Annotated in this window: 24 protein-coding genes; 13 read left to right on the plus strand and 11 right to left on the minus strand. The window is 71.7% G+C overall.

Annotated elements, in window-relative coordinates; all coding sequences use genetic code 11:
• Positions 1-21: 21 nt before the first annotated feature.
• Entirely contained in the window at positions 22-576 is a 555-nt protein-coding gene (locus ACIBJF_RS10880) for a DUF6542 domain-containing protein (RefSeq protein ID WP_399173361.1), read from the minus strand.
• A gap of 184 nt (positions 577-760) precedes the next feature.
• On the opposite strand from ACIBJF_RS10880, the gene ychF reads away from it, so the two are divergent.
• Entirely contained in the window at positions 761-1,849 is a 1,089-nt protein-coding gene (ychF, locus tag ACIBJF_RS10885; RefSeq protein WP_399173362.1) for a redox-regulated ATPase YchF, read from the plus strand.
• A 111-nt stretch (positions 1,850-1,960) separates the two neighbouring features.
• Here the strand turns inward: ychF and ACIBJF_RS10890 are convergent, their stop codons facing one another.
• The 3 genes from ACIBJF_RS10890 to ACIBJF_RS10900 all read right to left on the minus strand — a co-directional run bounded on the left by ACIBJF_RS10890 (position 1,961) and on the right by ACIBJF_RS10900 (position 3,749).
• On the minus strand, positions 1,961-2,542 hold the full coding sequence (locus tag ACIBJF_RS10890) for a Uma2 family endonuclease (RefSeq protein ID WP_399173363.1): 582 nt from the start codon (positions 2,540-2,542) through the stop codon (positions 1,961-1,963).
• Positions 2,543-2,770: 228 nt separating this feature from the next.
• Positions 2,771-3,001, minus strand: coding sequence for a hypothetical protein (locus ACIBJF_RS10895; protein ID WP_399173364.1), 231 nt, complete (start codon positions 2,999-3,001; stop codon positions 2,771-2,773).
• A gap of 163 nt (positions 3,002-3,164) precedes the next feature.
• On the minus strand, positions 3,165-3,749 hold the full coding sequence (locus ACIBJF_RS10900; RefSeq protein ID WP_399173366.1) for a hypothetical protein: 585 nt from the start codon (positions 3,747-3,749) through the stop codon (positions 3,165-3,167).
• Positions 3,750-3,753: 4 nt separating this feature from the next.
• Between ACIBJF_RS10900 and ACIBJF_RS10905 the strand changes: the two genes are divergently transcribed.
• Positions 3,754-4,218: a MarR family winged helix-turn-helix transcriptional regulator gene (locus ACIBJF_RS10905; protein ID WP_399173367.1), complete on the plus strand. Its 465-nt coding sequence runs from the start codon at positions 3,754-3,756 to the stop codon at positions 4,216-4,218.
• On the opposite strand, the gene ACIBJF_RS10910 is transcribed toward ACIBJF_RS10905, so the two are convergent.
• Complete coding sequence (locus ACIBJF_RS10910) at positions 4,181-5,401, minus strand: serpin family protein (RefSeq protein ID WP_399173368.1); 1,221 nt, start codon at positions 5,399-5,401, stop codon at positions 4,181-4,183. The two genes, ACIBJF_RS10905 and ACIBJF_RS10910, sit on opposite strands and share 38 nt — an antisense overlap.
• A complete protein-coding gene (locus ACIBJF_RS10915; RefSeq protein WP_399173369.1) occupies positions 5,398-6,645 on the minus strand; it encodes a serpin family protein in 1,248 nt (415 codons plus the stop codon). Before ACIBJF_RS10915 ends, ACIBJF_RS10910 begins: the two co-directional genes overlap by 4 nt.
• Positions 6,646-6,755: 110 nt before the next feature.
• On the opposite strand from ACIBJF_RS10915, the gene ACIBJF_RS10920 reads away from it, so the two are divergent.
• From ACIBJF_RS10920 to ACIBJF_RS10945, 6 genes are all read left to right on the plus strand, one after another.
• Complete coding sequence (locus tag ACIBJF_RS10920; RefSeq protein ID WP_399173370.1) at positions 6,756-7,901, plus strand: DUF4190 domain-containing protein; 1,146 nt, start codon at positions 6,756-6,758, stop codon at positions 7,899-7,901.
• Between the two features lie 158 nt (positions 7,902-8,059).
• Positions 8,060-8,812, plus strand: a complete 753-nt coding sequence (locus tag ACIBJF_RS10925; protein ID WP_399173371.1) for a GntR family transcriptional regulator — start codon at positions 8,060-8,062, stop codon at positions 8,810-8,812.
• A gap of 542 nt (positions 8,813-9,354) precedes the next feature.
• Positions 9,355-9,546, plus strand: a complete 192-nt coding sequence (locus ACIBJF_RS10930) for an SPOR domain-containing protein (RefSeq protein WP_399173372.1) — start codon at positions 9,355-9,357, stop codon at positions 9,544-9,546.
• A 57-nt stretch (positions 9,547-9,603) separates the two neighbouring features.
• On the plus strand, positions 9,604-10,041 hold the full coding sequence (locus ACIBJF_RS10935) for a (deoxy)nucleoside triphosphate pyrophosphohydrolase (protein WP_399173433.1): 438 nt from the start codon (positions 9,604-9,606) through the stop codon (positions 10,039-10,041).
• 159 nt (positions 10,042-10,200) lie between these two features.
• Entirely contained in the window at positions 10,201-10,635 is a 435-nt protein-coding gene (locus ACIBJF_RS10940; protein ID WP_399173373.1) for an ATP-binding protein, read from the plus strand.
• A 271-nt stretch (positions 10,636-10,906) separates the two neighbouring features.
• Entirely contained in the window at positions 10,907-13,492 is a 2,586-nt protein-coding gene (locus ACIBJF_RS10945) for a SpoIIE family protein phosphatase (RefSeq protein ID WP_399173374.1), read from the plus strand.
• A 16-nt stretch (positions 13,493-13,508) separates the two neighbouring features.
• On the opposite strand, the gene ACIBJF_RS10950 is transcribed toward ACIBJF_RS10945, so the two are convergent.
• Positions 13,509-15,083, minus strand: coding sequence for a hypothetical protein (locus tag ACIBJF_RS10950; RefSeq protein WP_399173375.1), 1,575 nt, complete (start codon positions 15,081-15,083; stop codon positions 13,509-13,511).
• Between the two features lie 108 nt (positions 15,084-15,191).
• Between ACIBJF_RS10950 and ACIBJF_RS10955 the strand changes: the two genes are divergently transcribed.
• The 3 genes from ACIBJF_RS10955 to ACIBJF_RS10965 are packed head-to-tail and all read left to right on the plus strand — an operon-like array spanning position 15,192 to position 17,692.
• The gene (locus ACIBJF_RS10955) at positions 15,192-16,352 is read left to right on the plus strand and encodes a hypothetical protein (protein WP_399173376.1); all 1,161 of its coding nucleotides are present in this window, start codon (positions 15,192-15,194) and stop codon (positions 16,350-16,352) included.
• Between the two features lie 42 nt (positions 16,353-16,394).
• Positions 16,395-17,372 carry a phosphotransferase gene (locus tag ACIBJF_RS10960; RefSeq protein ID WP_399173377.1) on the plus strand — a complete coding sequence of 326 codons (978 nt, stop codon included), beginning with the start codon at positions 16,395-16,397 and terminating at the stop codon, positions 17,370-17,372.
• Between the two features lie 5 nt (positions 17,373-17,377).
• Positions 17,378-17,692: a hypothetical protein gene (locus ACIBJF_RS10965; RefSeq protein WP_399173378.1), complete on the plus strand. Its 315-nt coding sequence runs from the start codon at positions 17,378-17,380 to the stop codon at positions 17,690-17,692.
• On the opposite strand, the gene ACIBJF_RS10970 is transcribed toward ACIBJF_RS10965, so the two are convergent.
• Genes ACIBJF_RS10970 through ACIBJF_RS10985 form a run of 4 tightly spaced genes read right to left on the minus strand, consistent with a single transcriptional unit; the run spans position 17,673 to position 21,536 of the window.
• Positions 17,673-18,443 (minus strand): succinate dehydrogenase/fumarate reductase iron-sulfur subunit, encoded by a 771-nt coding sequence (locus ACIBJF_RS10970; RefSeq protein WP_399173379.1) that lies wholly within the window; start codon positions 18,441-18,443, stop codon positions 17,673-17,675. The two genes, ACIBJF_RS10965 and ACIBJF_RS10970, sit on opposite strands and share 20 nt — an antisense overlap.
• Positions 18,440-20,377 (minus strand): fumarate reductase/succinate dehydrogenase flavoprotein subunit, encoded by a 1,938-nt coding sequence (locus tag ACIBJF_RS10975; RefSeq protein WP_399173380.1) that lies wholly within the window; start codon positions 20,375-20,377, stop codon positions 18,440-18,442. The genes ACIBJF_RS10970 and ACIBJF_RS10975 overlap by 4 nt, the downstream gene beginning before the upstream one ends.
• A gap of 18 nt (positions 20,378-20,395) precedes the next feature.
• Positions 20,396-21,217, minus strand: coding sequence for a hypothetical protein (locus ACIBJF_RS10980; protein WP_399173381.1), 822 nt, complete (start codon positions 21,215-21,217; stop codon positions 20,396-20,398).
• Positions 21,218-21,245: 28 nt separating this feature from the next.
• A complete protein-coding gene (locus tag ACIBJF_RS10985; protein ID WP_351799207.1) occupies positions 21,246-21,536 on the minus strand; it encodes a hypothetical protein in 291 nt (96 codons plus the stop codon).
• Positions 21,537-21,851: 315 nt separating this feature from the next.
• Here ACIBJF_RS10985 and ACIBJF_RS10990 point away from each other — a divergent pair, with 315 nt between their 5' ends.
• Positions 21,852-23,999 carry an ABC transporter family substrate-binding protein gene (locus ACIBJF_RS10990; protein ID WP_399173382.1) on the plus strand — a complete coding sequence of 716 codons (2,148 nt, stop codon included), beginning with the start codon at positions 21,852-21,854 and terminating at the stop codon, positions 23,997-23,999.
• A 153-nt stretch (positions 24,000-24,152) separates the two neighbouring features.
• Positions 24,153-26,060 carry a translational GTPase TypA gene (gene typA / locus ACIBJF_RS10995; protein ID WP_399173383.1) on the plus strand — a complete coding sequence of 636 codons (1,908 nt, stop codon included), beginning with the start codon at positions 24,153-24,155 and terminating at the stop codon, positions 26,058-26,060.
• Positions 26,061-26,254: the final 194 nt, after the last annotated feature.

Genomic DNA, 26,254 nt, shown 5'->3' on the forward strand with positions numbered 1-26,254 from the left:
GGGGGCGGCCGGGGCGTCGCCTCAGGCCCGCCGCCGACGCTGTCGCACCCACCGCACCCGGCGTACGAGCACGATCACCCCGGTGACCAGCGTCCCCCCGTACAGCCAGCCGGCCTGCGTGGCGAGCCCGGTGAACAGGCCCATCAGCCGGCCGAGCAGCCCCCCGCCGCCGTCGGCGACGGGGAACAGCCCCGCGGCGAACGCGATCGGTACGACCACGGGGGCGGTCAGTACGTCCCCGGCCCGCACCCACAGCGCGGTCAGGACGCACACCGGCAGGAACAGCACGCCGTACACAGTCATGACCCCGCCGAACAGCAGCGCGTCCAGGCAGCCGAGCAGAAACATCGCCAGGACGCAGAACAGTCCGCTGCCGAGCCCGGTGAGCCGCGGCCCCGGCGGCAGCGTCCGGGCGGTGGCCCCTGCCTGCCGCCCCGGCCGCCGCGTCCCCTGCCCCTCGCCCGGCCTGCGCTCGCCGCCGGCGCCGCGCCGGGCCTGCGGGGGCAGGCGCGCGGGCTGGTGCGGCGTGCCGCGTCGCGGTCCGTCGTTCGGGGGGCGCGTCCTGTGTTGCTCCACTGGACCAACTTAGGTCTGTTTATGTGCCGAATAGCCCATCAGACACGCCGGTGGGAAGAGCTTGGGCAGCCGTTCGAAGCTCCCTCGAGCCGCCCGCCGCGGACGCCGTAGACTGGTAGATCGGCCAGTGTCGGTCTCTGGCCCCTGGCAGCCTCTGGCCCACTCATCTACGGGAAGTCGCAACGTGTCGCTCACGATCGGAATCGTCGGCCTGCCCAATGTCGGCAAGTCGACCCTTTTCAACGCCCTGACCAAGAACGACGTGCTGGCGGCCAACTACCCGTTCGCCACGATCGAGCCCAACGTCGGCGTGGTCGGCGTCCCCGACGGCCGGCTGGCCAAGCTGGCCTCGATCTTCGGCTCGGAGCGCATCCTCCCGGCCACGGTCGACTTCGTCGACATCGCCGGCATCGTGCGCGGCGCCTCCGAGGGCGAGGGTCTCGGCAACAAGTTCCTCGCGAACATCCGTGAGTCCGACGCGATCTGCCAGGTCATCCGCGCCTTCAAGGACGAGAACGTCGTGCACGTCGACGGCAAGGTCTCGCCCAAGGACGACATCGAGACGATCAACACCGAGCTGATCCTCGCCGACCTCCAGACCATCGAGAAGGTCCTGCCGCGCCTCCAGAAGGAGTCCCGGATCAAGAAGGACGTGGCTCCCAAGGTCAAGGCCGTCGAGGAGGCCAAGGAGATCCTGGAGAAGGGCGACACGCTCTTCGCGCACGGCATCGTCCAGGGCACCGAGCGCAACGAACTCCTCCACGACCTGCACCTGCTCACCACCAAGCCCTTCCTCTACGTCTTCAACGTCGACGAGGACGAACTGATCGACGAGGACTTCAAGAACGAGCAGCGCGCCCTGGTCGCCCCCGCCGAGGCGATCTTCCTCAACGCCAAGCTGGAGGCGGACCTCGCCGAGCTGGACGAGGAGGAGGCCCTGGAGCTGCTGGAGTCCGTCGGCCAGCACGAGCCCGGCCTCGCCACCCTCGCCCGCGTCGGCTTCGCCACCCTCGGCCTGCAGACCTACCTCACGGCCGGCCCCAAGGAGTCCCGCGCCTGGACGATCAAGAAGGGCGCCACGGCCCCCGAGGCGGCCGGCGTGATCCACACCGACTTCCAGAAGGGCTTTATCAAGGCCGAGGTCATCTCCTTCGACGACCTGGTCGAGACCGGCTCGGTCGCCGAGGCCCGCGCCAAGGGCAAGGCCCGCATGGAGGGCAAGGACTACGTCATGCAGGACGGGGACGTGGTGGAGTTCCGCTTCAACGTGTGATCGGTGCGTTACCGAACGCCAGGCCGTTCGGCAAGCGCCCGTGTGGGAAGGGGCCGGACTCTGGTGAGCCCGGCCCCTTCCGCGTTCCGGTGCCGACATGGTGCTGACTCTTCAGCTGCTTCGGTGCGGTAGCAGCTTGTCGAGATCCAGGCTGATCTCGAAGGGCACCGGGCGCCGCAGGGTGCCCCGGAAGATGCCGGCGGGCGCGTAGGCGCCGGTGGGTTCGTCGCGTTCGTAGACGTGGACGACGGGTGCCCCATCCTCGTTCTCGATGCACCAGTAATGGGGGATGCCGGCCTCTGCGTACTTGCGGAGCTTCACCGTGCGGTCGCGGTGGGCGGACTCGGGGGATACGGCCTCCACGACGAGCTTCACGTGTTCCGGGGCGTACCAGGTGCGGTCGGGTTCGTAGGGCAGGTCCGTCAGAAGGAGATCCGGCTCGGGGCGATTGCGGTCATCGAGGCGGATCGTCATCTCCCGCTCGACCTCGAAGCCGGCCGGCGCCTGCGCCATGAGCGTGGTGGTCAGGGCGGTGACGAGGCGGCCGTGCCACGACCGCTGCGGCGACATCATGAAGACGAGGGCTCCGTCGATGAGCTCGGTGTGGCGGGGCGCCTCGGGGAGGCGGTCCAGGTCCTCCGCGAACCAGCCTTCCTCGCGCGGCGGGCGCATCCAGTCGGGCAGTGCGGTCATGGCTCAACCGTAGCGATTCGGCGAGGTCCGGGCCACGAGATCATCACTGGGAGAGCGCTGATATCGGCGTTCCGCTTCAACGTGTGAGTGGTCCGTCTCTCAAGCAAGGGGTCGGCTCCTTGGGGAGTTGACCCCTGCGTGCTGAAGCAATGCACTACTAGAACCCCATCGGATCCCGGTGCGGAGTTGCCGACGGGTCGCTCGACCACACCAGGCCCAACTCGACGCTCACATCCCCGTCACCCGGGCCACCGTGAACGGCGTGGCCGGCGTCCCCGGGCCCATCGGGCCGCCCTTGTCGAACTGGGAGCGGACGACGAGGAGGGCGCCGGACGCCTGGGCCAGGGTGGTGGGGATCTGGAAGGCGGGGGTGGTGAGGGTGCGGGTCAGGCGGGCCTCGGTGCCGTCGGGCGAGAGGTGCCAGCGGGTGAGGGTGCCGGTCTTGTCGTGGGCGCCCACAGCGTGCGGTGGGACAGCTCCAGGCCGTCGCCGTTCACCAAGTCGCCTCCGTGCAGGGTGACTTGGCGGACCGAACCGTCGGTCACGTCGACCCGGTACAGGCCGCCGCCGGTCATGTCGACCACGAACAGCAGGCGTCCGGCGGAGTCGGCGACGATGCCGTTCAGGACGTAGTCGGTCGGTGAGTGCGGGGGATCGCCCCGCTCAGGTCGACGTGTGCGGCCAGCGGCGCGCTGCCGCCGCGCGCCACCTCGGCGGGGGTGACCCGGTAGATCACCGGACGCACACTGTCGGTGGCGTACGCCGTGCCGTCCGCGGTGACGGCGAGGTCGTTGACGAAGCGCCGATCGCCCTCCGGTACCTCGAAGCGGGCCAGCAGGGTGCGCTCGCGCAGGTCGTAGACGTCGATTCCGGTAGTGTGGTTGGTGACCCACAGGCGGCCCGCCCGGTCGGCCTTCAGCCCGTTGGCGGTCGTACGGCCGTCCGCGCCGGCCGGCAGGAAGACGGCGGCGGTGCGGCTGCCGGCGGCGGCCCGGTAGATCGCGCCGGTCGTGAAGGAGCCCACGTACGCGTCGCCCGTGCGCGGGTCGAGGGCGATGCCCTCGGGATAGGACCGGTCGTCCGGGAGGGTGAAGGCGGTCGAGACGCGGGGACGACCGGTGGCCGCGGCCGCCCGGGGCGCGGCGAGGGCCACGGCCGCTGCGGTGGCGCCGGTCAGGAAGGTACGGCGGTGGAACGAACGGGACACGACAGTGCCTCTCGTTTCGGCTGCTCACTCCAGGACGACCGAGCGGCTCGGCTCCCACCTCAAGCGGGCCGAGCAGGCCCTCAACGCAACGAAGACCGCGGTCCTCAAGCCCGCGGGCCCGACCGTCGCCCAGTACGCCGCGCTGCTCCACCTCTCCGACAACCCCGGCATCTCCGCCGCGGCGCTGGCCCGGCTGTGCGGGGTCACCCCGCCGACCATGAACACGGTCCTGAAGAACCTCCAGGACCGCGCTCTGATCACCCGCAGCCCGCACGAGTGGCACAAGAACGTCCTGGAGACCCGCCTCACGGACGAGGGCCGCGCCGTCATGGCCGAGGCCGACACGGCCGCCGTACGCGTCGAACGAGCCCTCGCCGCCGAGTTCACCGACGCCGAGCGCGAGGCTCTGACCGGGCTGCTCGCCCGGTGTGTCAGAGCCCTGGGGGAACAGCGCCCGGGAAGTTCATGACGGGCTCCGGCGCCGGATCCGTCACCCAGCCCGCCACCAGCACCAGCCGGGACTCGCGGTCGACGGCGAGGAAGCCGAAGGGGCGGTCGAAGACGGCCCGGACGACCGTGGTCTCGTAGCGGTATTGGAGCGGGGCGCTGCCCGGCGCCGCCATCACCGCCGTCACGGCGGCCGCCCGGAAGCCCAGCGGACCGAACTGCGCCAGCGCCGACTGGCGGGCCGCGCCGATGGCGAGCGGGTGGTCGCTGATCCCCGGGAAGTGACCGACCCGGGCATCCCTCGCCGCCGTCAGTCCGAACAGCCCCGCCAGGGCGAGCAGATCGTGGTCGGCGCGCACCTCGTACGCCACCGTCCGCACATCCAGCGTCAGCGGCGCCGGCTCGACGGCCGGCTGCTGCTCCACGTGCAGGCCCGGGCCCACGTGTCCGTGCGGCAGCGAGCCGCCCCCGGTCAGCGGCAGCGCCCGCTCCACGATCCCCACCCCGGCCGTCAGCACCTGCCCCGGGGTCATGCGCTCCTCGCCGAGCACCAGATGGACGTCGATGCCGTTGTCGCCGGGCACCGTCAGCGCCGTGACGAAGCCGTCCGGGGTGCCCGCCACCCCCACCCGGTCCGGACGGACGCTACGCCGGTACAGCCCGCGCAGCGTACGGCCCTGCCAGGGGCCGGAGCCGGGCCGCAGCGGCAGTTCGGTGAACGGCTGCCGCCAGGTCGTGCGCAGCGCCAGGGCGCCGGCCAGCACCATCCGCGCGTCCCGGGTCAGCGTCACCGGCATGCGCTCCACCAGCCCGCCGGTCCGCTCGGCCGCCCAGGCGTCCAACCGCTCCTGCGCGGTGACGAGGTCGTCCCCGAACACCCCGTACGTCCCGGCCGGCAGCCCGGCACGCCACTCCTCCCGCAGAGTGAGCGCCTGGTGCGTCCACAGGCCGAGCGCCGCGTCCAGCCCGGACACCGACCGCAGAGCCGCCAGCAACTCCCGTGCGGCACCGGCGACCTGATCCGCCGGCAGACCGAGGGCCTCGCTCAGCTCCGTCCGCGCCGGGCCCGCGGCGCCGTCGGCCAGGAAGCCCAGCAGGGGCCAGACACCGGCCGCGGAGAAGACCGTGCCCTCGGGCAGGGCGTGCGACCAGCGGGCGGTCAGGCCGTTCACCCGGCGGACCGTCTCGGCGGTCACCTTGCTCACTGGTCGTTCTCCCACGTGTCGTTCGGGTACGCCTCGTCCGGGTGGTCGGGGTACGGCAGCGGATCCGTCACCCACCCCGCCGCCAGCACCAGCCGCGAGTGCCGGTGCAGTGCGAGGAAGCCGAAGGGACGGTCGAAGGCGGCTTCCACCTTCCGCGTCACGTACCGCAGAAGGGGCATCCCGCCGGCCGCCCAGAGCATCGTGACCGCCGCCGCGCGGAAGCCCAGCGCCCCGAACCGCGCCAACGCGCTCTGTGCGGCCGAGCCGATGGCGAGCGGGAACCGGCTGACGCCCGGGAAGTGCCCCTGCCCGGCGTTCCGTGCCGTCGTCAGCCCGAACAGCTCGTGCCGCTCGAGCAGGTCGTGGTCCGCGCTCACGTCGTACGCGGCCGTCAGGACGTCGAGGACCGGCGGGCCGGGCTCCGAGCAGCGCTCCTTGACCACCCGCAGCCCCGGCCCCACCTCCCCGTACGGCAGCCGGGAGCCCGGTACGACCGTGCGCGGCCGGTGCAGCAGGTCCACGCCCGCGCCGAGCACCCGGCCCGGCGCCATCCCCTCCTCGCCCAGCAGCAGATGCACGTCCAGCGCGTCCGTGCCGAGGACCTTCAGTTCGGTGACCCAGCCGTGCGGGGTGTCGGCGACACCGACCTGGTCCAGCACGGCGCTCCTGCGCCGCAGTCCCAACCGCTCGGTGGCGGCCCAGGGTTCGTACGCCGTCTCCAGCGGCACCTCGTCGAAGGGCCGGAGCCAGCGGGTCCGCATCGTCAGCGCCCCGGCCAGCACCAGCTCGGTGTCCTCGCTCAGCGGCGCCGGCATCCGGCCGATCAGCCCGCCGGTACGGTCCGCCGCCCAGGCGTCCAGCGCCCGCCGGTCCGCGTCGAGGTCCCCGGTGAGCACGCCGTGCGCCTCGGCGGGCAGCCCGGCCTCCCACTCCGGGACGAGCTCCACCGTCCGCTTCGTCCACAGGCCGACGGCGGAGTCCACACCGGGCAGAGCGGCCAGCGCGCCGAGCAACTGCCGTGCGGCAGCGGCCGCCTGATCCGCCGGCAGACCGAGCGCCTCGCTCAGCTCGGCCCGCGCCGGGCCGGTCGCGCCGTCCGCCAGGAAGGCCAGCAGCGGCCACACCCCGGCCGCCGAGAAGACCGTGCCGTCCTGTGCCGTCGCCGCCCATCGCGTGGTGAGCCCGTTCACCGCTCGGACGACCTCGCCGCCCACCCGGCTCCCGGTCTGGGTGTCCACCCTCATTCCGCCCCCGTTCGCGCCCCGACTACCATCCGCCCCGTCGTACGTCAGCCCGCACACCGGCTGTTCACCGGTCCCGCGCTGCCACCGCCCGACACAGGAGCACGCTACCGGTGTCCATACCCCCGCCTCCCGGCCCCCACCAGCCAGAAGACCCGTATCAGCCATCCCGGCCGTACCCGCAGGGACTGCCGCCGTACCGGCCGTGGGCGCAGGGCTACAGCCCCTTCAACCGCCCGGCGCCCGTCAACGGCCTCGCCATCGCCTCCCTCGTGCTCGGCGTGCTGTGCTTCCTGCCGGGCGTGGGTCTGGTGCTCGGGCTGGTCGCGCTGCGGCAGATCCGCCGGCGCGGCGAGCGCGGCACCGGGCTCGCCGTCGGCGGCGCGGTGCTGTCCGGTGTCGGACTGGTGCTGTGGGCGCTGCTCCTCCTCTCGGGTGGCGCGTCGGATTTCTGGCAGGGGTTCAAGGACGGCGCACACGGCGGCGCGAGCATCTCGCCGGCCAAGGGTGAGTGCTTCGACGCGCCCGGCGGCTCGCTGAGCGGCGAGACCGCCGACCTCGACGAGGTGCCGTGCGCCGGCGCGCACGACGGCGAGGTGTTCGCGTCCTTCCGGCTCGCCGGCCGTGGCTATCCCGGTGACGTGAGGATCACCGACATCGCCGACGAGCGCTGCTGGGGCCTGCGGGACGGCTACGCGATGGACGGCTGGGCGGTGCCGGACGACGTCGACGTGTACTACCTGACGCCGACCGAGGACGGCTGGGCCGCCGGGGACCGCGAGGTCACCTGCGTGTTCGGCAGCACCGACGAGGGCGGCCGACTGACCGGCTCGCTGCGCAACGACGAGACCGTCCTCGACGCCGACCAGGTGGCCTACCTGAAGGCCGCGCACGTCCTCAACGTCGCGCTGGCGAGCGCCCCCGACGCGGAGCACGTGGAGGACGACCTGCCCGGCCACCGGCGCTGGGCGGGCAGGGTCGCGTCCGCACTGGGCGAGCAGGCCCGGATGCTGCGGGCGCACGACTGGCCCGCCGGCTCCCGGCGCCAGGTCGTCGCCCTGGCCGCCGACCTCGACACGGCGCGGGCGGAGTGGACGAAGGTGGCCGGGGCGACGGACGCGGACGCCTACTTCGACCACTACGGGACCGCACTCGGCCTGATCGACCCGCACCGGTCGGTCACCGTGCGGAAGGCTCTGGGGCTGGCCACGGTCCCGCCGCAGGGCGACGACGGTGCCGACACCGGCGTCCAGGTGTGAGCAGGGCTGGGCGAGCGCATGTATAGGGAGAAAGTGCCTGCGTAAAGCCCTCCCGTGCGCCGAGTCATCACATCGGGTGATTCTCTGGCCTTCGCTTGCACGGCACAACCCAGGGTTGCCACGCTGTTGCTGTCTGTACAACCTGATGGGAGCGGCCAGTGACTTTCGGTGAGCAGCCGGCGTACCTGCGTGTCGCGGGTGATCTCCGCAAGAAGATCGTCGACGGATCGCTGCCACCCCACACCCGCCTGCCCTCCCAGGCCCGCATCCGCGAGGAGTACGGCGTCTCGGACACCGTCGCGCTGGAGGCCCGCAAGGTGCTGATGGCCGAGGGCCTGGTCGAGGGCCGCTCCGGTTCGGGGACGTACGTCCGTGAGCGCCCGGTGCCGCGCCGCGTGGCCCGCTCCGGATACCGTCCGTCCGGCGGCGCCACGCCCTTCCGGCAGGAACAGGCCGACGCCTCGGTGCGCGGCACCTGGGAGTCCAGCAGCGAACAGACCGAGGCCGGGTCCGCCATCGCCGAGCGGCTGGGCCTCGAGGTCGGGGACCGGGTCATGCGCACCAAGTACCTGTTCCGGGAGGCCGGCGAGCCGATGATGCTCTCCACCTCCTGGGAGCCCCTCGCCGTCACCGGCCGCACCCCCGTGATGCTGCCCGAGGAGGGACCGCTCGGCGGCATGGGCGTGGTCGAGCGCATGCGCGCCATCGACGTCGTCGTGGACAACGTCACCGAGGAGGTCGGCGCCCGCCCCGGCCTCGCCGAGGAGCTCCATGTGCTCGGCGGAGTCCCCGGACATGTGGTGATGGTCGTGCAGCGTACGTACTACGCCTCCGGCCGGGCGGTGGAGACGGCGGATGTGGTGATTCCGGCGGACCGGTACCGGGTGGCATATCACTTGCCCGTTCGGTGAGGGACGCGGGCGCGGGTGGTCGCGGGTATGCGGTGATTGGCGGATCTGTTCCGGCCCGGCGAGGGTGGCCGGCCTCCTGACCAGCGGCGTTGCCGAAGCCCCTGGAACAAAGCTGCCAATCCCTCACGAGACCACCGCCGGCATGGTCCGGCGCGTCTGCCCCTAACCGGTGTGCGCCCCGCGCGTGAGGTAGCGCACATCCCCTGCACCTCTCGGCGGCACCGGGCCGGGCGTGTGGCCTCCGGGCGGGGTGACCCGGCGCCGCAATCCGGCCGTTCTCCCAGGTGACCAGGGGTCACACGGATATGCCTCCGACTCGGGACAGGGGCGCTCACGACGGCGCGTTCGCTTCCGTGCGCCCCCTGTGTTCTGGCTGGTTGCATACCTCTTTGTGAAAAGGCGTACTCGCTGCGTGAAGGTTGGGCGTACGCTCGGGCATATGCGTATTGCGGTTTCCTCAGGCGGGGCACGGCGGGCGCCCGGGACAGGAAGCGGAAGCAGGTGGGGCGGTGCGAGAGGGAGCGACTCGGGCGGTGGGGACCATGAGTGAGGGGGCGGTCTCCCTGCCCTGGATCGTGATACGGCAGGACGACAACGGCAATCGTTACCGCGTCGGCCGGTACGCGACCCGCGCCGAGGCCCAGAGGATCGCCGACAGTCTCGACGACCGGGGGCACAAGCAGATCTACTGGGTCGAGCGCATCGGCCAGAACGGCGACGGCACCCGCAACTGACCCCGCGGGCCCTCCCGTAGGCTCCGCCCCATGACGCCCATGACGCCCGGCACACCCATGACGGACCGGATCGTGGTGGTGGGAGCCGCCCTGCTCGACGGCGGCCGGCTGCTCGCCGCGCGCCGCAGCGCACCCGCCGACCTGGCCGGGCGCTGGGAGCTGCCCGGCGGCAAGGTCGAGCCGGGCGAGCGGCCCGAGGACGCCCTGGTGCGTGAACTGCGCGAGGAACTCGGCATCGAGGCCGAGACGGTCGGGCGCGTGCCCGGGCAGTGGCCGCTGCGGGCGCCGTACGTCCTGCAGGTGTGGACCGCCCGCCTGTGCCCCGGCTCGCCCGCGCCGAGGCCCCTCCAGGACCATGACGAGCTGCGCTGGCTGACCCCGGACGGGATCTGGGAGGTGGACTGGCTCGACCAGGACGTCCCGGCGGTCCGCGAGGTGGCTGCCCGATGGGGCGGGCAATCGCGGCCCCGGACGTGGGGGAGCGACCGGCCCTGACGGACCCGCAGTCGCACGGCAGCCGCACCACCCGAGCTCTCAGGCGCGCGACTGTCCGAACGGAGCATCCCCTACGCCGTTCGTGCCACTGTGCGCCCTCCCGCACGGTACTGCCCCCTGGATATCGGGTATGTGCCCATTAACCCCACGAAACCGGACATGGGTGAGGGCTCGCTGGCCTGGGAAGTGATCGGCGTGATCGACACCGAAGGCGACTGCGCCGAGTGGACCTTTCCCGCGGAGCCGGGTGCCGTGCGCACCGCGCGCGCCGCGGTCCGCCGCCAGTTGCACGGCTGGAACCTCGACTGCCTCGCCGATCTGGCCGCTTTGCTGGTCAGCGAGTTGGTCACCAACTCGCTGCGGCATGCCACCGGACCGATCGGCGTACGGCTCGTCCGTCCCGCAGGGCTGGACGACGCGTTGCTGGTGGAGGTGTCCGACCCACTGCCCGAGATGCCGCGCGAACGCGTCGCCCGCGAAGAGGACGAGAGCGGGCGCGGGCTCCAACTGGTCGCCGGCTCCTCGCGCCGCTGGGGCACCCGGCCCGGCGCGAGCGGAAAGACCGTCTGGTTCGAACTGGTGGTGCCTGGGTGAGCCGGAAGCATCCGGGGAGCACGGGGGTGTACGGCCGGCGGGAGCGCGTCCATCGTGCGCCGGGGGTGCGCGGCCGGCTCCGGAGTGCGTGATTCGAGGGCGTGTTCCCTGGTTAGAAGAGTGGAAGTGTTGTCACGGACCGGTCCGAAAAACATCTGGACCGAGCTGTGATCGTGAACACCGTGTCGTGCGGCGCCGTAGTGCTGGATACTGCGGGCAGCCGCTGTCGGTGACCGGTGCCGGGCGCGGTGAGCTGGAGGGGACGGTTCGCGTGAGCGAGATACCAGCGAAGGCCACGGAGTCCGAGGACCCGTCGGACGGCGCGATGAACCAGGCCGCGGAAGCCGCCGCTGCCGGCGACGCCATGTGGCAGAGCAGTCCGCCCGGTTCCATCTACGACTACATCAGGGTCGCCTCCTTTTCCATCAGTCCCGGCGGGCTGGTCGACCAGTGGAGCCTGCGCGCCGAGCAGCTCTTCGGCATCCCCGCCGCACGCGCCGTCGGCATGGACCCCATAGAGGCTTTCATCGACCCCGACCTGCGCGAGCGCGGCCAGCGCAAGATGGCCGAAATCCTCGACGGGCGGGAGTGGACCGGAGTTGTGCCCTTCCGGATGCCGGACAAGGCGGACGGCGGACGCGGCGATGAGGGCCTGGCCGAGGTCTACGTCATGCCCACCCGGACCGCCGAGGGCGACAAGGCCGCCGTGTGCATCGTCGTGGACGTCCGCACCCTGCGCAGCATCGAGACCGATCTGGCCGCCTCGCAGGCCATTTTCGGTCAATCACCGTTCGGATTCCTGCTGATCGACACCGATCTGAGGGTCCGTCGGGTCAACGAGCGGTTCGCCTCCATCTTCGGCGGAACCCCGGACGACCACCGGGGCAAGGGAGTTCACGACTATCTGCCGCGCGGTGAGGCCGAGCGGGTTGCGGCCACCCTGCGGCGGGTGCTGGAGACCGGCCAGTCCATCACCGACATGCATGTCACCGGCCACGTCCCCGGCTCCGAGGAACGCCGGCACTGGTCCGTCAACCTCTACCGCGTGCACAGCGGCAGCGGCCGGCCCATCGGCATCGCCTGGCTCGGCACCGACATCACCTCCCGGCGGGCCGCCGCCCGCGAGGCCGCCGCCGCCCGGCGCAACCTCGCCCTGCTCAACGAGGCCGGCGCCCGCATAGGGAACTCCCTCGACCTGGAGACCACGGCCCGCGAACTCCTCGACGTCGTCGTCCCCGGCTTCTGCGACCTCGCCACCGTCGACCTCTACCAGGGCCTGCTCACCGGCGACGAGACCCCGCCCGGACTCACCGACGGCAGCGCCGAACTGCGCCGCGTCGCCTTCGCGAGCGCCGTCTCCGGCGCCCCCTTCGCCGGCTCCGGCGAGCCCGTCGAGGTCGGCGCGGTCCACCACTTCCCCTTCAACTCGCGCTGCGCGGACGCCCTGCGCACCGCCCGGCCGCAGGCCGTTCCCCCCGAGGAGGGCGGCCTCGTGCAGTCCACGCTCGCCGTGCCGATGGTCGCGCACGACACGGTGGTCGGCCTCGCCCAGTTCGCCCGCGCCAAGGGCAGTGAGCCGTTCGGCGACCGGGACCGGGACCTCGCGGTGGAGCTGGCCGCGCGCGCCGCGGTCTGCATCGACAACGCGCGCCTGTACCGCCGCGAGCACGAGCGGGCGCTGATACTGCAACGCTCGCTGCTGCCGCCGGGCGACCCGGAGGCCTCCGGACTGGACATCGCCTGCCGCTATCTGCCCGGCAACGCGGCGACCGAGGTGGGTGGCGACTGGTTCGACGTGATCGAACTGCCGGGCCACCGTACGGCGTTGGTGGTGGGCGACGTGATGGGGCGCGGGCTTCGGGCGGCTGTCGCGATGGGTGAACTGCGGACCGCCGTACGGACGTTGGCGCTGCTGGATCTCGAACCGGCCGAGGTGCTGTCCGCGCTGGACGAGATCGCGCGGGGCCTGGGGACTCCGGGGGGCGTGCAGCAGGCGACCCGTACGGCCCGTCAGCCGCGCGACGCCGACCTCTCCGAGGTCTACCTCGCGACCTGCGTCTACGCCGTGTACGACTCCGTCACCAGACGCTGTACGTTCGCCAACGCCGGCCATCTGCCGCCGGTGCTGGTCGAGCCCGGTGAGCCGGCCCTGATGCTGGACGTGCCGCCCGGCATGCCGCTCGGGGTGGGCGGCGAGCCGTTCGAGGAGGTCGAGGTCGAGCTGCCGGAGGGCGCGCTGCTGGCGCTCTACACGGACGGCCTGGTCGAGTCCCGGGACCATCCGCTGGACGAGGGCCTGCAGGCGTTCGTCGGCGCGCTCACGGATCCCTCCCGCCCGCTGGAGGACGTCTGCGACCACGTCCTCAACACCCTCGACACCCACCACGGCGAGGACGACATCGCGCTGCTGATGGCCCGGGTGCAGGGGCTGCCGGCCGAGTCCGTCGGCGACTGGACGCTGCCGCGCGAGCCGCGGAGCGTGGGGCGGGCGCGGGAGTACGCCCGGGGACAGCTGGTCAGCTGGGACCTGGAACCGCTCGTCGACACGACCGAACTGCTCGTCAGCGAGCTGGTCACCAACGCGCTGCGGTACGGCGAGGGGGAGATACGGCTGCGACTGCTGCTGGACCGCACGCTGGTGTGCGAGGTGTGGGACTCCGGGTTGGTCCAGCCCCGTCGGCGGCGGGCCCGGGACACCGACGAGGGAGGCCGGGGGCTGCAGCTGGTGGGGTTGCTGAGCGCGGCCTGGGGCTCGCGGCGGACGCCCCGCGGCAAGACGGTGTGGTTCGAGTTGCCGTTGCCCGGGGGAGAGGCAGGCCTGACCGACCCGGCGGAGGCCTTGCTGAGCCTCTTCTGACCCCGCCCACCGTCGGCTAGGCCGGTGCCGACAAGCGGTGGCGGCCCCGCGTCCGATGTCCCCCGTAGCTCGCCGGTGGCCCGCCGTCCGGGTCCTCCGCCAGGAGCACTCCGCCGAGGACCGCGGCGGCCAAGCCCGGTGCGTCCCCGTCGGCGCTCGTGTGCGGGTTGCCGTGCGCCCGTACGTTCCGTTCGGCCAACTCCCGGGCCTCCCGGGCCAGAGTGTCGGCCTGACCGGCGTGGCCCGCGTCCAGTTCGCGCACCGCCTCCGCCAGACGTACCCGCGCTTCCGGGCCCACCGCGCCCCGGTGCACCGTGACGAAGTCCTCCGTCCCGGCGACGGAACTCCTCGCCACGAGCAGCGCCGCGGCGGACGGCGCACCGGCGTGGCCCGTCTCCAGCCGCTCCACCGCCCGCGCGATCCGGCGCAGGGCGTCCAGCGGATCGTACGAGCCCGCCGTCAGCTCCTGGCGCACGGCGGCCAGCACGGCGTCCGCGTGGGCCAGCCGGGCGTGCAGCTCACCGCTGGTCAGATGACCGGGCACACCCCCTTTCCGGGCCGCCGCCATCTCCGCCTCCGCGCCGGTCAGCGCGGCCGGCACCAGCTCCGCCGCCTCCCGTAGCTCCGCGGCGAGCCGTTCCACCCCGGTGACCAGGACATCGGCCTGGGCCACCGCGCCCTCGGCGGCGCGCAGCCGTCCGGCGGCCCGCGCGCCGCGGCCCGCGTCGGCCTCCCGGCGGGCCTCGTTGAGCCGCGTGGTGGCGAACACCAGCCGGTCCTTGGCCTGTTCCAGGTAGCCGGTGACGGGCGCGACGGCCGCCGGCGTGCAGCGGTCGTGCAGGGCGGTCAGGGTGTCCCCGGCGGTCAGCGTCCGTCCCGTCAGCTCCCGGAACCGCCCCTCGGCGACCGCGAGCGCCCCGGCCAGTCCCGGCCCCTCCAGCTCCCGCAGCCCGTCCAGCGCGGGGGTCTGCGCGTCCAGCCGGCGTCCCGCCTCCGCGCACCGGCCGACCACGCCGACCAGCGCCTGCCGCCGGGCCACGGCGTCCCCCGGCACCCCCTGCTCGTACCGCCGCCAGATCGCGCACGCGGCCGCCAGCTCGGTCTCGGCGGCCCGCAGCGCATGGACGAAGGGCTCGGTCTCGCTCTCCGCGAAGCGCGCCTGGACGAAGGAGAGTTCCTCCCGGCTCGTGCGCACACAGTCGTCGGCCAGGACCAGCGCGGCGCGCGCCTGACGCTCGGTGTCGGCCGGCGTGGGCGCGGGCGGGGCGGCGGAGACGATCCCGGGAGTCGTACGGGTACGGGCGCGGCGGGTGCGGCGCAGATAGCCGTATCCGGCCAGCCCCACAGCGGCGACCACCGCGATCAGGGGCAGCACGAGGTCGGTGGTGGACGTCTCGTCCTGATCCGGCGCGGCGGCGCTCGCCGCGGTGCCGGCGGGCGCCACGGGAACCGGATCTTGCGCACCGACCGTCATCACCGGCAACACCAGCCACCCGGCCCCGACCACGACACCGAGCAGGGCATGCGCCACCCGCACCCATATGTGGGCCTTGGCGCGCCGAGGCCGGCCACGTATCAGGGAGGACGTCACATTTCGGAGCGTATGGGCAGGTAGACGCCTTCGCGAGCGGGATGGATACGGGTGGGGGACGGGATGGGCAGGGGGTCAGGAATGGACGCCGGAGGAAGCGACCGCGCGATGACGGACGGGGCCATGGCGGACGGGGAGGGAATGGGCGGGGAAGCGGGCGAGCTCACACCACGACGGCCTGAGGCCCCCGACCCCGACAACGCCCCACCGAACCCACCCGCACCCGACGACGAAAGCCGCCCCGCCGATCCGAGCCGGAACCGCACATGGCCCCGCACCCTGAGGCGCACCGCGCTCGCCCTCGTCCTCCTCCTGCTCCTGCCCACCCTCGCCGCGGAGACCGCGCTCCGCCTCGACTACACCGGCACCCCCGAGCGCGGCACGTACACGCGGAACCGCGACGCCATCTGGCTCGGCCACGCCTGGATCGACGGACGCAAGACAGACGCCGACGTCACCGCCCTGGTCAGCCGTCTGCGTGCCACCGGCATCCGCGACCTGTACGTCCACGCGGGCCCACTGGAACACGACGGCACGCTCCCGGAGTCGGCGTACCCCAAGGCGCGTCGGCTCATCAGGACCCTGCACGGCAAAGCGCCGCGCATCCGCGTCCAGGCCTGGCTCGGCGACGAGGTCGCCCCCGAGAAACCGTACGCCATGCACCTGGAGCGCCCCGCGACCCGCTCGGCCGTCGTGGAGTCCACCCGGCACGTCCTGGACGCCGGCTTCCAGGGCGCCCACTTCGACCTGGAGCCCCTGCACTCCGGCGACCGGAACTACCTGGCCCTGCTGGACGCCCTGCACCGCGTCACCCGCGCCCGCCACGCCGTGCTCTCCGTCGCCGCCCACCAGATCGATCCGCTCCCGGCCCTGCACTCCGTGTGGGGTACGGTCACCGGCCACCCCAAGTGGTGGTCCCAGGCGTACTTCGGGCAGGTCGCGCGCCGCGTCGACCAGATCGCGGTGATGTCGTACGACACCATGCAGCCGTTGCCGAGCCTGTACGGCGGCTACGTCGCCCAGCAGACCTCGCTGGCCCTGGAGGTCACTCCGAAGTCCACCGACCTCCTCATGGGCCTGCCCTTCTACCACGAGAACCGCTTCGGCCACTGGGCCCACGCCGAGACCGTCCCGGCCGCCGTACGCGGGGTGCGCCTCGGTCTGTCCCGCACTGACAAGGCCCGGGCCCGCTTCGGCGTCGCCCTCTACGTCGACTTCGCGGCCACCGAGGCGGACTGGACGGCCTACCGGGAAGGCTGGGTCCGGTGAATCGGGAGGACCGGCGGCGGTGAATTCGGCAGACTGGGGCCGGTGACCGGAACACGACAGCACAGGACCGTCGCCGACCTCGCCCCGCTCGCCCGTGCCGCCTTCGGCCGGCAGCGCGTTCTCACGGCCGTCACCCGGCTGCGCGGCGGCTCCAAGAAGGGCGTCTACCGGCTCCGCCTCGACGACGGCCGCACCGCGATCGCCTACGTCTGGTCGCCGGACGAGGACTACTGGGACCAGCCCGAGGCCGATCCCCGCGACCCCTTCTCGCACGCCTCCGGACTCGATCTGTTCACCGCCTCCCACGACCGTCTCACGGCCGCCGGCGTCCGCACCCCGCGCCTGCTCCACGTGGACTCGGAAGCGACCGCGGCCGTGGTCGAGGACCTGCCCGGCGGCAGCCTGGAGGAGGCCCTGCGCCGGGACCCGGACGCCGCGGGCCCGGCGCTGCGGGAGCTCGCCGAGACCCTGCGGAGCCTGCGCGGCTGCCGCTCCGCCGGGTACGGGAAGGTCGCGCTGGTCGACGGTGGCGGCACCTCGTACGGCGGCTCCTGCGCCCGGCTCGTCACCGACCGCGCCCTGTCCGACATCGCCGAGACCGCCGTACGCGACCCGCGGGCCGCCGCCGCCCGGGAGCGGCTGGAGGACGCCGTGCGCCGCCTCGCCGGGGAGGTCCGCCCGCGTACTGCCGGTCACAGCCTCGTCCACGGGGAACTCGGTCCGGATCACGTCCTGTTGGACGCCGGCGGCCGTCCCGCCCTGATCGACGTCGAGGGGCTGATGTACTTCGACGCCGAGTGGGAGCACGTCTTCCTGCGGCTTCGCTTCGGGCCGCACTACGGCGCCCTGCGCGACGGCGGCCTGGACGAGGACCGGATGCGGCTGTACCGGCTGGCGATGCACCTGAACCTCGTCGCAGGTCCGCTGCGGCTGCTCGACGGGGACTTTCCCTTTGCGGAATCCATGCGCGCGATCGCGGAGTACAACCTGGCCGAAGCCCTGGCTCTGGTGGGAGCCTGATCGGCATGCACATGGTCTTGGTGGTGGCCGCCGCGCTGGTGGTGGCGCTCATGGTGGCGTTCGGCGTCGCGGGCATCACGACCGGCTGGGTGATCCCGCTCGGCCGGCATCGGATCCTGCGGCCGAAACTGTGGGGCTTCGGGCAGCTGCTCGGCGCGGTCGGGCTGTCCCTCTGGATGTTCCTCGGGATCCTCCCCGAGAGGTTCGATCTGCTCCCCCTCATCGGCTGGTTCGTGTTCATGGGGGCGCTGGGCCTGCAGATGCTGGCCCAGCGCCCCGGCCGCACGCCGCGGGACGGCGCTACGAAGACCGTCTCCTGATCTTCGAGCCGAGCCACACCAGCGGGTCGTACTTGCGGTCGACCGCGCGCTCCTTCAGGGGGATCAGGGCGTTGTCGGTGATCTTGATGCCCTCGGGGCAGACCTCGGTGCAGCACTTGGTGATGTTGCAGTAGCCGAGGCCGTGGTCGTCCTGGGCGGCGCGCTTGCGGTCCAGGCCGGTCTCGGCGGCCGCGTCCAGCGGGTGCATGTCGAGTTCGGCGATCCGCATCAGGAAACGCGGGCCCGCGAACGCCGTCTTGTTCTCCTCGTGGTCACGGACGACATGGCAGGTGTCCTGGCACAGGAAGCACTCGATGCACTTGCGGAACTCCTGCGAGCGGTCCACGTCCTCCTGCATCATCCGGTACTCGCCGGCGCCCAGACCGGCGGGCGGGACGAAGGCGGGGACCTCCCGGGCCTTCTGGTAGTTGAAGCCGACGTCCGTCACCAGGTCCCGGACCACCGGGAATCCCCGCATCGGCGTCACCGTGATGGTCTCCGCCCGGTCGAAGACCGACATGCGGGTCATGCACATCAGCCGGGGACGGCCGTTGATCTCCGCCGAGCACGAACCGCACTTGCCGGCCTTGCAGTTCCAGCGCACGGCCAGATCGGGCGCCTGGGTGGCCTGGAGGCGGTGGATGATGTCCAGGACCACCTCACCGTCGTTCACCTCGACGGTGAAGTCCTCCAGGCCGCCGCCCTCGACGTCACCCCGCCACACCTTGAAGCGGGCCTCGTAGCTGCTCACTCGTACAGCTCCTCTTCGGCGAGGTACTTGACCAGCTCCTCCTTCTCGAAGAGAGCGAGCAGGTCCGGGCGGATGGGGGCCGTGGTCTCACGGCTGAGGCGGATCTGGCCGCGGCCGGGATCGGTCGCCGCGAGGCCGCCGGTGGGGTCGGCGAGGGTGCACAGCAGGTTCACGTTGCGCCACTTGCGGTCCATCGTGGGGTGGTCCTCGCGGGTGTGGCCGCCGCGCGACTCGGTGCGCTCCAGGGCCGCACGGGCCACGCACTCGCTGACCAGCAGCATGTTCCGCAGGTCCAGCGCCAGATGCCAGCCGGGGTTGAACTGGCGGTGGCCCTCGACCCCGGCGCGGCGGGCGCGTACCCGCAGCTCGGCGAGCTTGTGCAGGGCCTGCTCCATCTCGCCCTCGCGGCGGATGATGCCGACCAGGTCGTTCATGGTCTGCTGGAGTTCCTGGTGCAGGGTGTAGGGGTTCTCCGGCGGGCCCGCCTCACCCTCCCGGTCCGCCTCCGCGGAGAACGGGCGCAGGGCCTCCGCCGCGGCCGTGTTGACCTGGGCGTCGTCCACCGGCGGGCGCTGGTACGCCACCCCTTGCGCGTACTCCGCCGCGTGCCAGCCCGCGCGGCGCCCGAAGACCAGCAGGTCGGAGAGCGAGTTGCCGCCGAGGCGGTTGGAGCCGTGCATACCGCCGGCCACCTCACCGGCCGCGAACAGGCCCGGCACCCCGCGCGCCGCCGCCGTGTCGGAGTCGACCGCGATGCCGCCCATCACGTAGTGACAGGTCGGGCCGACCTCCATGGCCTCCGCCGTGATGTCGACGTCCGCCAGCTCCTTGAACTGGTGGTACATGGAGGGAAGCCGGCGCCGGATCACCTCGGCGGGCATCCGCGTGGACACGTCCAGGAAGACCCCGCCGTGCGGCGAGCCCCGGCCCGCCTTGACCTCGGCGTTGATGGCGCGGGCCACCTCGTCGCGGGGGAGGAGTTCCGGTGGGCGCCGGTTGTTGTCCGGGTCCTCGTACCACCGGTCGGCCTCCTCCTCCGACTCGGCGTACTTCTCCTTGAAGACGTCCGGGATGTAGTCGAACATGAACCGCTTGCCCTCGGAGTTCCGCAGGACCCCGCCGTCGCCGCGCACCGACTCGGTGACGAGGATGCCCTTCACCGACGGCGGCCAGACCATGCCCGTCGGGTGGAACTGCACGAACTCCATGTTCAGCAGGGGCGCGCCCGCGAGCAGGGCGAGGGCGTGCCCGTCACCGGTGTACTCCCACGAGTTCGAGGTGACCTTGAAGGACTTGCCGATGCCGCCGGTCGCGACCACGACCGCGGGGGCCTCGAGGACGAAGAAACGGCCGGTCTCGCGGTCGTAGGCGAAGACACCGGAGACGCGGTCGCCGTCCTTGAGGACCCGGGTGACCGTGCACTCCTGGAAGACCTTCAGCCGGGACTCGTAGTCCCCGGTCTCCTTGAAGTCCTCCTGCTGCAGGGCGACGATCTTCTGCTGGAGCGTGCGGATCAGCTCGAGGCCCGTACGGTCGCCGACGTGCGCGAGCCGCGGGTACTCGTGGCCGCCGAAGTTGCGCTGGGAGATCCGGCCGTCCTTCGTGCGGTCGAACAGCGCGCCCCAGGTCTCCAGCTCCCACACCCGGTCCGGGGCCTCCTGCGCGTGCAGCTCGGCCATTCGCCACTGGTTGAGGAACTTGCCGCCGCGCATGGTGTCGCGGAAGTGCACCTGCCAGTTGTCGTGCTCATTGGCGTTGGCCATGGCCGCCGCGATGCCGCCCTCGGCCATCACCGTGTGCGCCTTGCCGAACAGGGACTTGCAGATCACCGCCGTACGGGCACCCCGCTCGCGCGCCTCGATCGCGGCCCGCAGCCCGGCGCCGCCGGCACCGACCACGACGACGTCCCACTCCTGGCGGTCCACCACGGACATAAGACGGCTCACCTGTTCCTAGAAGAAGCGCGGGTCGGCGAAGACCCCGGACGCGACGAGATAGACGTAGAAGTCGGCGAGCGCCACGCTCACCAGCGACGCCCAGGCCAGCTGCATGTGCCGGGCGTTGAGCCTGCCGACGAACTGCCACGCCTTGTAGCGCACGGGGTGTCTGGAGAAGTGCTTGAGCTTGCCGCCGACGATGTGCCGGCAGGAGTGACAGGAGATGGTGTACGCCCAGATCAGCACGATGTTGGCCAGGAACACCAGGGTGCCGAGCCCCATGTGGCCCCAGCGGTAGTGGGTGTCCCGGAAGGACAGCACGGTGTCGTAGGTGAGCACGCCGGCGACCAGCAGGGCCGCGTAGAAGAAGTACCGGTGGACGTTCTGCAGGATCAGCGGGAAGCGGGTCTCGCCGGTGTACGTCCGGTGCGGCTCGGCCACCGCGCAGGCGGGCGGGGACGCCCAGAAGCTGCGGTAGTACGCCTTGCGGTAGTAGTAGCAGGTCAGCCGGAAGCCGAGCGGGAAGATCAGGATGATGATCGCGGGGGAGATGCCCCACCAGCTCCCGAAGAGATCGGCGTTCGGGCCCGCGTGCATGGTCTTGCAGCTGCTCGCCAGGCACGGTGAGTAGAACGGCGAGACGTACGGCGCCGCGTAGTAGTCGGCGTTGGCGAAGGCCCGCCAGGTCGAGTAGACGACGAAGGCCAGCAGACCGGCCGCGGTGACGGCGGGCGCCAGCCACCAGCGGTCGGTCCGCAGATGCGGGGCGGTGAGCGCGGCGCGCGCACCGGTTCGTACACCGCCGCTGTTCTGTTGGGGTTCCGTACCAGTGGCCAAGGGATGACTCCGGTCGGTTCGGGTCGGTTCAGGGGGCGTGCCGGTCGCGGGCGCCCAGGCCCTCGTCGTCCGAGCCCACCCACAGGCTGGTGTCGTACGGCGTGTCGGAGATGGTGACGAGGTCGGGGCGGCGCGGGGCTTCCCCGGTGGTGGCGGCCTCACGCAGCAGCGCCACGCTCTCGCGCAGGTGGTCGGCGTCCAACCGGACCCGGCGCATCTCCAGGCCGCCGCTGCCGAGCTGGTTTTCCAGGCGTCCCAGCGACCGGTTCAGGTCGTCGAGGGAGCGCTGGACCGAGGTGATGTCGTCGTGCACGGACATGACTTGCCCTCACTTCCGCGGGTCCGGCGGACCCTGGGCGGCAACGTTCATGCGCCTTGGAGTGTCGCGCGTCACGCCTGCCGATGTGAAGGCGTGTGCAGCGATTGGCGGAGGCGCACTGGTGCATCTCGGGTGGTGTTTGCGCCGCACGGGTGGGGTTACCGCCCGTCGTCGCCGTGTCGCCCGGTGTCGCCGGATCCTTTCCTCTTCAGTGGGCCGCATAGATCTGATCAGCTCCAAATATCGCCAAAGGTGATCAGCTCCATATACCGACAAATGTGAGCATAAACCCGCGGCTTCCCGGAGGTAGCAGAGATGTCCCACGACGGCGTCGGACTGCGTGCGGTGATGCGCTCGGTTTCCTTCCTGACCGCGGGCGCGCTCGCGGTGCCGTTCCTTGCCGGGTGCAGCTCCGAGGAAAAGGTCAGCAAGCCGCTCGCCGGGCAGGACATCGCTCCGGTCGCCCGTAACCTGGTCGCCGACGGCGGCACGCTGAAGTGGGCCGTGGACGCCCTGCCCGAGACCCTGAACACCTTCCAGGCCGACGCCGACGCCGGCACCAGCCGCGTCGCCCAGGCCGTCCTGCCGTCGATGTTCCGGCTGGACGCCAGCGGTCGGCCGGTGCCCAACCCGGCCTACCTGGAGTCGGCCAAGGTCATCGAGACCGAGCCGCGCCAGGTCGTGCTGTACAAGCTGAACCAGCGGGCCGTCTGGAGCGACGGCCGGGAGATCGGCGCCGCCGACTTCCTTGCCCAGTGGCGCGCCCTGGCCGGGAAGAACAGCGCCTACTGGACCGCCCGCAACGCCGGCTACGACCGCATCGAGAAGATCGAGCGCGGCGCCGACGACCTCCAGGTCCGGGTCACCTTCTCCCGCCCCTACGCCGACTGGAAGTCGCTGTTCTCCCCGCTGTACCCGAAGGACGTCATGGGCACCCCGGACGCCTTCAACGACGGGGCCCGCCGCAAGCTGAAGGTCACCGCCGGGCCCTTCAAGGTGGACAAGGTCGACACCGCCAAGAAGGACGTCGTCCTCACCCGCAACCCGCGCTGGTGGGGCAAGCCCGCCAAGCTGGACGAGATCGTGCTGCACGCCGTACCCCGCGACAAGCGGGCCGCCGCGCTCGCCGACGGCAGCGTGGACCTCGCCGACGTCGACCCCGCGGACGCCCAGCGGATCGGGTTCGCCGCCCGCCGCTCCGCGAACCCGTTGCAGGGCTCCGGCAAGACCTCGGTGAGGAGGCTGCGCGACTGGGCGCGCGCGCACGACCTCGACTCCGACGACGTCAAGGCCGGCCGGAAGAAGCTGCGCAAGGCCATCTCCGAGTACCTGGACGACCAGCAGGCGCTGCGCGGCATCGAGGTCCGCAAGTCGCTGGAGCCCGCCTACACCCAGCTCGCCCTGAACGGCTCCACGGGCCCCCTCGCCGACGAACGCGTCCGCAGGGCCGTCGCCCGCGCCCTGGACCGCCGGGAACTGGCCAGGCTGGTGCTCACCCCGCTGGGCCTGCCCGCCGTCCCGGTCGGCAGCCATCTCGCCCTGTCCGGGCAGCCCGCGTACGCCGACAACAGCGGCGCGATCGGCGACCTGGACACCAAGGAGGCGCAGGCGCTGCTCGGCGACGCCGGCTGGGTGCCGGGCGGCCCGGTCAAGGAGCAGAAGAAGACCCAGAAGGCGGCCGGCCCCGAGCACGACAAGAGCATGCACGAGAAGAAGTCCGACGGCGGCAAGGACGGCGACCACATCGTCGGCGAGGACGGCAAGAGCGGCGGACGGGGCGACGGCGGCGACCGGCACCTGGCCCGAGAGGGCAAGCAGGGCGGCGCACAGGGGGCGTACGCCCCGCAGGGCACGGCCGCGCCGGCCGCCGCGGCCGTACAGCCGCTGGCCAAGGACGGTAAACCGCTCCTGCTCCGCTTCGTGCTCCCGACCGGCGCCGGCTCCCAGACGCTGACCTCGGTCGCCGAGCGGATCTCGGCCATGCTGGAGCGGGTCGGCATCCGCACGACGATCAGCAAGGTCCCCGACACGAGCTACTTCAAGGACCACATCGCCTCCGGCGACTACGACCTCGCGCTGTACTCCTGGCCGTCCTCCGCGTTCCCGGCGACGGACGACCGGCCGGTGTACGCGAAGCCGGTGCCGGCGGCGGACGGCTCGGTGAACGTCGAGCAGAACTACACACGGGTCGGCACGGACCAGGTGGACCAGCTGTTCGATGAGGCCTTGGCCACGTTGGACGAGGGCGACGAGGTATCACTGATCCGCAAGGCGGACTCGCGGATCTGGGCCGCGGCGGGGTCGATCCCGCTGTACCAGCGGCCTCAGCTGGTGGCCGTACGAAAGAACCTGGTCAACGCGGGGGCGTTCGGATTCCAGACACCGGTCTACGAGGACATGGGCTACCTGAAGAAGGGCGCGAAGCTCCCGGCCGGTCCCGCCGGCTCACCTTCACCCAGCTGACCTCCATGGAGATCATCACACGGCCCTGAGGAAGCCGCCTCCCTCGGGGCCACGTACCATGGGGTGAGGCCGTGGCGTGTCCAGCCCGGCAGGGCCCGCGTGACACACAGGTACGCGCAGGGTGATCCTCACACTCCGGGAGTTCGTCGCACTATGGCCACGCGCCACGACATCCGCAACGTCGCCATCGTCGCTCACGTCGACCACGGCAAGACCACCATCGTCGACGGCATGCTGAAGCAGGCCGGCGCCTTCGCCGCCCACCAGCTCGAAGGCGTCGACGACCGCATGATGGACTCGAACGACCTGGAGCGTGAGAAGGGCATCACGATCCTCGCCAAGAACACGGCGGTCAAGTACCACCCGAAGGACGGCGGGGACCCGATCACCATCAACATCATCGACACCCCCGGCCACGCCGACTTCGGCGGCGAGGTCGAGCGCGGTCTGTCGATGGTCGACGGTGTCGTCCTCCTCGTGGACGCCTCCGAGGGCCCGCTGCCGCAGACCCGGTTCGTGCTGCGCAAGGCGCTGCAGGCCCGCCTCCCCGTCATCCTGTGCATCAACAAGACGGACCGCCCGGACGCCCGGATCGACGAGGTCGTCAACGAGACCTACGACCTCTTCCTGGACCTGGACGCGGACGAGGAGCAGATCGAGTTCCCGATCGTCTACGCCTGCGGCCGTGACGGCATCGCCTCGCTGACCAAGCCGGACAACGGCACGGTCCCGGCCGACAGCGACAGCCTGGAGCCGTTCTTCTCCACGATCCTGGAGCACATCCCCGCGCCGACGTACGAGGAGGACGCGCCGCTCCAGGCCCACGTCACCAACCTCGACGCCGACAACTTCCTCGGCCGTATCGCGCTGCTCCGCGTCGAGCAGGGCGAGCTGCGCAAGGGCCAGACGGTCGCGTGGATCAAGCGCGACGGCACCATCAGCAACGTCCGCATCTCCGAGCTGATGATGACCGAGGCGCTCACCCGCAAGCCGGCGGAGAAGGCCGGCCCCGGTGACATCTGCGCGGTCGCCGGCATCCCGGACATCATGATCGGCGAGACCCTCGCCGACACCGAGAACCCGATCCCGCTGCCGCTGATCACGGTCGACGAGCCGGCGATCTCCATGGTCATCGGCACGAACACCTCGCCGCTGGTCGGCCGCGGCGGCACCGGCAAGGGCGCCGACGCGAAGGCGGCCGTGAAGGACCGCAAGGTCACCGCCCGCCAGGTCAAGGACCGCCTCGACCGCGAGCTGATCGGCAACGTCTCGCTGCGCGTGCTGGACACCGAGCGTCCGGACGCCTGGGAGGTGCAGGGCCGTGGTGAGCTGGCGCTCGCCATCCTGGTCGAGACCATGCGCCGGGAGGGCTACGAGCTCACCGTCGGCAAGCCGCAGGTCGTCACCAAGGACGTCGACGGCAAGGTCTACGAGCCCGTCGAGCGCATGACGATCGACGTGCCCGAGGAGCACATGGGCGCCGTCACGCAGCTGATGGGTGTCCGCAAGGGCCGCATGGACAACATGTCCAACCACGGTTCCGGCTGGGTGCGTATGGAGTTCGTCGTGCCCTCGCGCGGACTCATCGGTTTCCGGACCGAGTTCCTGACCCAGACCCGCGGCACCGGCATCGGGCACTCCATCCACGAGGGCCACGAGCCCTGGTTCGGTGCGCTGCAGACCCGCAACAACGGCTCGCTGGTGGCCGACCGCTCTGGCGCGGTCACCGCGTTCGCGATGACGAATCTTCAGGAGCGCGGCGTGCTCTTCGTGGAGCCGGGCACCGAGGTGTACGAGGGCATGATCGTCGGTGAGAACTCCCGCTCCGACGACATGGACGTCAACATCACCAAGGAGAAGAAGCTCACCAACATGCGGTCCTCGACGGCCGACGTGGCCGAGTCGATCGTGCCGCCGCGCAAGCTGTCGCTGGAGCAGTCCCTGGAGTTCTGCCGTGACGACGAGTGCGTCGAGGTGACCCCGGAGGCCGTTCGCATTCGCAAGGTCGTGCTCGACCAGCGGGAGCGGGCGCGCGCCGCGAGCCGCGCCAAGCACGGCTGATCCCGGAGCAGTTGAGGCCGGCAAATGAGCCCGGGTGCCCCCAGAATGGGGGCACCCGGGCTTTTTGCAACCCGTTTTCGGGGGCTCATGTCCGACATGCGGAGATCCCTGACCGATAGCCAAGTAACAAGTCCGTTTCGCGCCTTCTTCCGTCGAACAGTTTGTCCAGATTTTGGAAGGTCTAGGCGTCAGCC

This window comes from Streptomyces sp. NPDC050743 (genome assembly GCF_044456925.1).
Taxonomy (GTDB): Bacteria; Actinomycetota; Actinomycetes; order Streptomycetales; family Streptomycetaceae; genus Streptomyces.

What these genes read in the sequence shown, in the direction of transcription:
- ACIBJF_RS10930 (WP_399173372.1), top strand. Translation starts at nt 9,355, where the DNA reads ATGAGTGAGGGGGCGGTCTCCCTGCCCTGGATCGTGATACGGCAGGAC.
- ACIBJF_RS10990 (WP_399173382.1), top strand. Translation starts at nt 21,852, where the DNA reads ATGTCCCACGACGGCGTCGGACTGCGTGCGGTGATGCGCTCGGTTTCC.
- ACIBJF_RS10940 (WP_399173373.1), top strand. Translation starts at nt 10,201, where the DNA reads ATGGGTGAGGGCTCGCTGGCCTGGGAAGTGATCGGCGTGATCGACACC.
- ACIBJF_RS10965 (WP_399173378.1), top strand. Translation starts at nt 17,378, where the DNA reads ATGCACATGGTCTTGGTGGTGGCCGCCGCGCTGGTGGTGGCGCTCATG.
- ACIBJF_RS10890 (WP_399173363.1), bottom strand. Translation starts at nt 2,542, where the DNA reads ATGACCGCACTGCCCGACTGGATGCGCCCGCCGCGCGAGGAAGGCTGG.
- ACIBJF_RS10985 (WP_351799207.1), bottom strand. Translation starts at nt 21,536, where the DNA reads ATGTCCGTGCACGACGACATCACCTCGGTCCAGCGCTCCCTCGACGAC.
- ACIBJF_RS10915 (WP_399173369.1), bottom strand. Translation starts at nt 6,645, where the DNA reads ATGAGGGTGGACACCCAGACCGGGAGCCGGGTGGGCGGCGAGGTCGTC.
- typA (WP_399173383.1), top strand. Translation starts at nt 24,153, where the DNA reads ATGGCCACGCGCCACGACATCCGCAACGTCGCCATCGTCGCTCACGTC.
- ACIBJF_RS10935 (WP_399173433.1), top strand. Translation starts at nt 9,604, where the DNA reads ATGACGGACCGGATCGTGGTGGTGGGAGCCGCCCTGCTCGACGGCGGC.
- ACIBJF_RS10955 (WP_399173376.1), top strand. Translation starts at nt 15,192, where the DNA reads ATGACGGACGGGGCCATGGCGGACGGGGAGGGAATGGGCGGGGAAGCG.
- ACIBJF_RS10975 (WP_399173380.1), bottom strand. Translation starts at nt 20,377, where the DNA reads ATGTCCGTGGTGGACCGCCAGGAGTGGGACGTCGTCGTGGTCGGTGCC.